The organism is Bacillus sp. FJAT-27251 (genome assembly GCF_001273925.1).
Classification (GTDB): Bacteria; Bacillota; Bacilli; order Bacillales; family Cytobacillaceae; genus Mesobacillus_B.
In genome coordinates, this window is sequence record NZ_LIGG01000001.1 from 268,913 (window position 1) to 275,019 (window position 6,107).

Here is a 6,107-nt window from a genome sequence, read left to right on the forward strand (position 1 = left end):
TCAGTCCCTTTCATTCGGGTGTTCCGGGAAAACCTTATGTAAAAGGAGGAAATAGAATGAATTTGATTCCTACAGTTATTGAACAGACAAACCGCGGGGAACGTGCCTACGATATTTATTCCCGCCTGTTAAAAGACCGCATCATCATGCTGGGCAGCGCGATTGATGATAATGTGGCCAACTCGATTGTGGCTCAGCTGCTTTTCCTTGAAGCAGAAAATCCGGAGAAGGATATCTCCATCTACATCAACAGCCCGGGGGGCAGCATCACGGCAGGCATGGCGATTTACGATACCATGCAGTTCATCAAGCCTGAAGTCCAAACCATCTGTATTGGAATGGCAGCATCCATGGGTGCATTCCTGCTTGCAGCCGGAACAAAAGGCAAGCGTTACGCCCTTCCTAACGCCGAAGTGATGATCCACCAGCCTCTTGGCGGAGCACAAGGCCAGGCAACAGAAATTGAGATCGCGGCAAAGCGCATTTTGTTCTTGCGCGACAAGCTGAATGGCATTCTTTCCGAGCGTACTGGCCAGCCGCTTGAAGTGATTGCCCGCGACACAGAGCGCGACAACTTCATGACGGCAGAGCGTGCCAAGGAATACGGCCTTGTCGACCATATCGTCAGCAGAAATCCAAACGAACAAAGCAAAAAATAAACGAAAGAAAACTCGCTCCAATCCGATGGGGCGAGTTTTTCATTTCAGCTTTCGCGCTGGATATAATCGCTTAACGCGTTTAGGGCTTCTGATTCGTCATTCCCGTCAGCAATAAGCGTGATCATGGATCCCGAACTTACCGCGAGGCTCATCAATCCCATAATGCTCTTCGCATTCACTTTTTTGCCATCTTTCTCAATAAACACATCCGAAGAAAATCGATTGGCTTCCTGAACGAACATCGCCGCCGGGCGAGCCTGCAAACCAGTTTTCAATTTAACTTCTACTTGCCTTTCTACCATCTGTATTCCTCCCATTCAACCAAATTATTATTGTTGTATCATTTCTCCAGCACGAAGCTTTTCAGCAATTTCATCTATTTTACGCAAGCGATGATTGATCCCGGATTTGCTGATCACCCCACCCGATACCATCTCCCCCAATTCCTTGAGGGTCACATCCTGGTGGGCTACCCGCAGTTCGGCAATTTCCCGCAGCTTGCCGGGGAGAATCTGAAGGCCGACTGTTTCCTCGATATATCGGATATTCTCAACCTGCCGCAACGCTGCACCAATGGTCTTATTCAAGTTCGCCGTTTCACAATTCACCAGGCGGTTGACCGAATTCCTCATATCGCGGACAATGCGAATATCCTCAAATCGCAGCAGGGCATTATGGGCCCCTATGACATTCAGGAACTCAGTGATTTTCTCGGCTTCTTTCAAATAAGTAATGAAGCCTTTCTTGCGTTCCAGCGTTTTGCTGTTCAGCCCGAATTTATTCATCAGTTCGCACAGGGACTGATTGTGTTCCTGGTACATTGAGGCAATTTCAAGGTGATACGAGGATGTTTCCGGATTGTTCACCGAGCCGCCGGCGAGGAATGCGCCTCTTAAGTAGGAGCGCTTGCAGCATTTCTTTTTAACCAGATCCTCTGCAATGTCATGGACGAGGGAAAAATCCTCGGACAAAATCATCAAGTCTTCCAGTACTTTTCTCGCTGTGTTCTTCAGGCGGACAATATAGACATTGTTCTTCTTAAGCCGCATCTTCTTTCGGACAAGAAGCTCCATCGGTACTTGGTAATTCATTTTCACCAGTGTATAAATGCGGCGGGCAATGGCTGCGTTTTCAGTCTGAATATCAACAACCAGCTCGCGGTTTGAGAAAGAAAGAGAACCGTTCATCCGAATCAGGGCGGAAAGTTCGGCCTTGCTGCAGCAGCCTTTAACCTCCAGATTCGTCAGCTCCTTCTTCGTTTCCGAAGCGAAAGACATCCTCTCACCTCCTTTTATTTAGTGCGGAAGCGCCAGTCCTGCCCCGACAGGCGCTGGAGGGCCGGCAGGTGAAGTCGTCCTTTGACTTCATCAGACGGACCGAAGCGACCGAGGGGCATGGCGCTGCAGCCGGATATCACTTAGTGCGGAAGCGCCAGTCCTGCCCCGACAGGCGCTTGTATCATTGTATTACGCTTTCTTCCGCTTTTCGGTTTCAATTAAAATGAGAGAATATAAAATTTCCGCCACTTTCTTTGTGTCATGGCGGATGACCTGGTTTTCCAAATACGCTATTTCTTCTTCCAGGATTTCAATGCCCATTTCTTTTAAACGCTTAAAGTCATACTGGACCGGCCTGGCAAGCTCCTCTTTATAACGGAGTTCGACTTCCGGCGGTATGGCCTCATTATTAACAAGGATGGTATCGATGAAGGCGCAGTTCATATGATCGTAGATGGCCTGGACATGGTCGCTCGCGGTATAGTCAAGCGTCTCTCCTGCCTGGGTCATCAGATTGCAAATATACACCTTTCGCGCCTTCGCCTTGCAAACCTCCACGCCGAGCCGCCTAACCAAAAGGTTCGGCAGGATGCTCGTGTACAAACTGCCAGGTCCAATGACAATCAGGTCGGCCTTCCTGATCTCCTGAATGGTTTCGGGAAGCGGCCTGACATTTCCCGGGTCGAGGAATACCCTGCGGATTTTCTTGCCGGAATAGGGAATCTTCGACTCGCCGCTGACAATGCTTCCGTCTTCCATTTCCGCCTTAAGAACCACGCTTCGGTTGGCAGCCGGAAGGATTTTGCCGCGAACATTCAATACACGGCTCATTTCCTGTACAGCATGGGAGAAGTTCCCGGTAATGGAGGTCATCGCTGCCAGGATCAAGTTCCCGAGGGAATGGCCTGAAAGCTCATTTGATGTCTTAAAGCGATGCTGGAACATCTCTTCGACAAGCGGTTCCACATCGGACAGGGCAGCGATGACATTGCGGACATCTCCCGGTGGGGGGATATGCATTTCATCCCTAAGCCGTCCCGAGCTGCCGCCATCATCAGCCACCGTTACAATGGCCGTTATGTCCACATCGTATTTTTTTAATCCCCTGAGTAAAACAGGCAGGCCGGTTCCACCGCCGATGACAACGATTCTCGGTTTAGCTTCCATGCTCATGTTGCTTTTCCCTTCCTCTTTTCAATATCCCGATGCGTCACTCTTGTTTGATAATCTTTCTCAAAATGCCTGGCGATATGTTCAGCAAGGGCCACTGAGCGATGCTGCCCGCCTGTGCAGCCAATGGCAATAATCAGCTGGGCTTTGCCCTCCCGTTTGTAATGCGGGAGCATGAAGGCAAGCAAATCAGTAACCTTTTCAAGGAATTTATGCGTCTCATTCCATTTTAGAACATATGTGGACACATCTTGATCAAGACCGGTCTTTGGCCTCATATGTTCAATATAAAACGGATTCGGCAGGAAGCGCACATCGAACACCAAATCGGCATCAATAGGGATTCCATGCTTGAATCCAAAGGACATCACATTGACCGTAAATGTCGCTTTCTTATTTACCGAGAACTCCTCAAGGATCTTTTCACGCAGCTCCTTCGGCTTTAACTCGGATGTATTGTAAATCGTTTGCGCCCTGCCTTTCAGCTCCTCCAGCAGGTCCCGCTCAAGCTTGATGCCCTCGAGCGGCAGGCCGTTCTGTGCCAGCGGATGGAAACGCCTTGTCTCCTTATAGCGGCGCACAAGTGTGGAGTCATCCGCGTCAAGGAACAGGATTTGCGGAGCGACCCATGACGTTTCGGATAAATCATCCAATGCCTTAAAAAGGGAGTCGAAAAATTCCCGGCCTCGCAAATCCATGACCAACGCCACTTTATTCATTTTATTTCCGGATTCCTTCATTAACTCCAGAAATTTTGGTAGCAAGGTTGGCGGAAGGTTATCGACACAAAAGAAGCCCAAATCCTCAAAGCTCTGAATCGCAACCGTTTTTCCCGCACCTGACATCCCTGTAATAACGACCATTTGGGTATCATTTGTCGAACCGGTGCTCATTTTCATTCCCCCGAACAGATAGAATATGTGTTAGTTTGGATCAAGCCTGTAATTGATAAGCTCAAAATCAGGCGTGTAAGTAAACGTTCCATAAATAATTCCCTGGCCGTGAACCATATAATCAAGGATATGGTAATCTCCTGCGGCCATTGGCAGGTTTTTGATCTCTTCCGTGTCATGCCATACAAGAACGCCCTCCTCGGATCGCTCAAGATTTACGCCGGTTGATTCGGTGGCATTAAAGGTAAACATCATCCACTCGGAAACGACCTGGTCTTCCTCTTTTATCACGAAGGTAAAAATTCCTTTGATTTTCGGATTAAGCAAATAAATCCCTGTCTCTTCACGGTATTCACGGATGCAGGATTCCTTTGCGGTTTCGCCAGGCTCCATTTTCCCGCCGGGAGCAACCCACCACCCGCGGCGCGGTTTTTGAAGCAGCAGCACTTTGTTATCTTTCACGAGAAGACAGTTCGCCACTCGCTGCATTGACTTCACCTACTTTTCTGTGATCGCCCGGTATTTAGAAGAGGCCAATTTCATGGATCCTCTGCCAATATAAATGGGTCGCCATAAAACAACCGAAGCAGCCGGACTTTTCATTGTTTTCATTATACTATTTTTAGAAACGCGCCACAATGAATGCAAAATTGATAATTTGGGAAACGTTCATTCACTATTACCCAATTCCAGGACAAAAGTGTTATAAAGTGTTTTGATAGGCTGTATCACATGGGTGTACATAAAAAAAGAGCACAGGAGAACCTGTGCCGTCAAAGGATTATATTTTTAAAAGGGGGTCAATTTCTATTTCTATATTACCCGATAATTGTTTCACTACTGTTACAGTCGAGTTAATATAAAATTACGTTGTGTAAAATTTTCCTGAAACATCAAAACAAATGACCTGACAGGGATTTGACCCATTTAAAATTATGCCTTGGCTTTCAATTCTTCTTTTAGTTCTTCCACATAATGCTGTGCCTGCTGGGCAGCGATGCTTCCATCTCCAGTAGCCGTGACAATCTGACGAAGCGATTTTTCGCGTATATCCCCGGCTGCGTAAATTCCCGGTACCTTTGTTTCCATCTTTTCGTTTGTTTCGATATAGCCGTTGCTGTTGGTGATGCCAAGATTCTCAAACGGCTTGGTGAGCGGAACCATTCCAATGTAAATGAACACACCATCTGCCTTGAATTCCCTTTCTTCACCCGTCTTCGTGGAGACAAGCGTCACACTGCCTACCTTTCCATCCTGATCATTGATCTCCTTGACCGTATGGCTCCAGATGAAGTCAACCTTGTCATTGGCAAACGCCCGGTCCTGAAGGATTGGCTGTGCACGCAGCTCATCACGGCGATGGACAATCGTAACTTTCGAAGCAAAGCGGGTCAGGTAAACTCCTTCTTCAACAGCTGAATCGCCGCCGCCAACCACAACCAGCTCTCTGTTCTTAAAGAAGGCTCCATCACAAACCGCGCAATAAGACACACCGCGTCCGCCAAGCTCCTGCTCGCCTGGAATGCCAAGCTTTTTATATTCTGCGCCTGCAGAAAGGATGACTGCATGTGCTTTATACTGCTTGGATCCGGCTACAACCGTTTTATATTCCTTGCCATCGATGATTTCCTTCACATCGCCATAGGCATATTCCGCGCCGAATTTTTTGGCATGATCAAACATCTTGGTCGATAATTCCGGTCCTAAAATATGATCAAATCCCGGATAGTTCTCGACTTCCTCTGTATTGGCCATCTGGCCGCCGGGAACCCCTCGCTCCAGCATCAGCGTCGACAAGTTTGCACGTGATGTATAAACAGCCGCCGTCATGCCGGCAGGACCTGCCCCAATAATAATCACATCATACACTTTCTCTTCAGACATCATTTCCACTCCTTTATCACTAACTCTGCGTCTATACTTATCATAGTATTAACTACCTACCCATATCCTATAAAACTAACCCGAAAGAGTCCACGAATCTGCTTAAGTTAGGAAAGCGGAGCCGACTGTCCAGGCCCGACAGGCATAAGACGCACCTGAATAGAAGGCGTTCTTTGCCTTCAATTCAGGTGTGGCTTATGACCCGAGGGGCTAGGAGGCGGAGC

The 6,107-nt window shown here is 48.0% G+C and carries 7 protein-coding genes; 1 reads left to right on the forward strand and 6 read right to left on the reverse strand.

Features of this window, described 5'->3' with window-relative positions; translation table 11 throughout:
* The first annotated feature begins 56 nt into the window (after positions 1 to 56).
* Positions 57 to 659, forward strand: a complete 603-nt coding sequence (clpP, locus tag ADU22_RS01320) for an ATP-dependent Clp endopeptidase proteolytic subunit ClpP (RefSeq protein ID WP_053360540.1) — start codon at positions 57 to 59, stop codon at positions 657 to 659.
* 44 nt (positions 660 to 703) lie between these two features.
* Here the strand turns inward: clpP and ADU22_RS01325 are convergent, their stop codons facing one another.
* From ADU22_RS01325 to trxB, 6 genes are all read right to left on the reverse strand, one after another.
* Positions 704 to 961: an HPr family phosphocarrier protein gene (locus ADU22_RS01325; protein WP_053360541.1), complete on the reverse strand. Its 258-nt coding sequence runs from the start codon at positions 959 to 961 to the stop codon at positions 704 to 706.
* 27 nt (positions 962 to 988) lie between these two features.
* On the reverse strand, positions 989 to 1,936 hold the full coding sequence (gene whiA / locus ADU22_RS01330) for a DNA-binding protein WhiA (protein ID WP_053360542.1): 948 nt from the start codon (positions 1,934 to 1,936) through the stop codon (positions 989 to 991).
* A gap of 189 nt (positions 1,937 to 2,125) precedes the next feature.
* Complete coding sequence (gene mgfK, locus ADU22_RS01335; protein WP_053364421.1) at positions 2,126 to 3,103, reverse strand: gluconeogenesis morphogenetic factor MgfK; 978 nt, start codon at positions 3,101 to 3,103, stop codon at positions 2,126 to 2,128.
* A 2-nt stretch (positions 3,104 to 3,105) separates the two neighbouring features.
* Positions 3,106 to 3,999, reverse strand: coding sequence for an RNase adapter RapZ (gene rapZ, locus ADU22_RS01340; protein WP_053360543.1), 894 nt, complete (start codon positions 3,997 to 3,999; stop codon positions 3,106 to 3,108).
* A gap of 30 nt (positions 4,000 to 4,029) precedes the next feature.
* Complete coding sequence (locus tag ADU22_RS01345) at positions 4,030 to 4,488, reverse strand: NUDIX hydrolase (RefSeq protein WP_053360544.1); 459 nt, start codon at positions 4,486 to 4,488, stop codon at positions 4,030 to 4,032.
* 444 nt (positions 4,489 to 4,932) lie between these two features.
* On the reverse strand, positions 4,933 to 5,892 hold the full coding sequence (trxB, locus tag ADU22_RS01350) for a thioredoxin-disulfide reductase (RefSeq protein WP_286132256.1): 960 nt from the start codon (positions 5,890 to 5,892) through the stop codon (positions 4,933 to 4,935).
* Positions 5,893 to 6,107: the final 215 nt, after the last annotated feature.

What these genes read in the sequence shown, in the direction of transcription:
- whiA (WP_053360542.1), bottom strand. Translation starts at nt 1,936, where the DNA reads ATGTCTTTCGCTTCGGAAACGAAGAAGGAGCTGACGAATCTGGAGGTT.
- clpP (WP_053360540.1), top strand. Translation starts at nt 57, where the DNA reads ATGAATTTGATTCCTACAGTTATTGAACAGACAAACCGCGGGGAACGT.
- ADU22_RS01345 (WP_053360544.1), bottom strand. Translation starts at nt 4,488, where the DNA reads ATGCAGCGAGTGGCGAACTGTCTTCTCGTGAAAGATAACAAAGTGCTG.
- mgfK (WP_053364421.1), bottom strand. Translation starts at nt 3,103, where the DNA reads ATGGAAGCTAAACCGAGAATCGTTGTCATCGGCGGTGGAACCGGCCTG.
- ADU22_RS01325 (WP_053360541.1), bottom strand. Translation starts at nt 961, where the DNA reads ATGGTAGAAAGGCAAGTAGAAGTTAAATTGAAAACTGGTTTGCAGGCT.
- rapZ (WP_053360543.1), bottom strand. Translation starts at nt 3,999, where the DNA reads ATGAGCACCGGTTCGACAAATGATACCCAAATGGTCGTTATTACAGGG.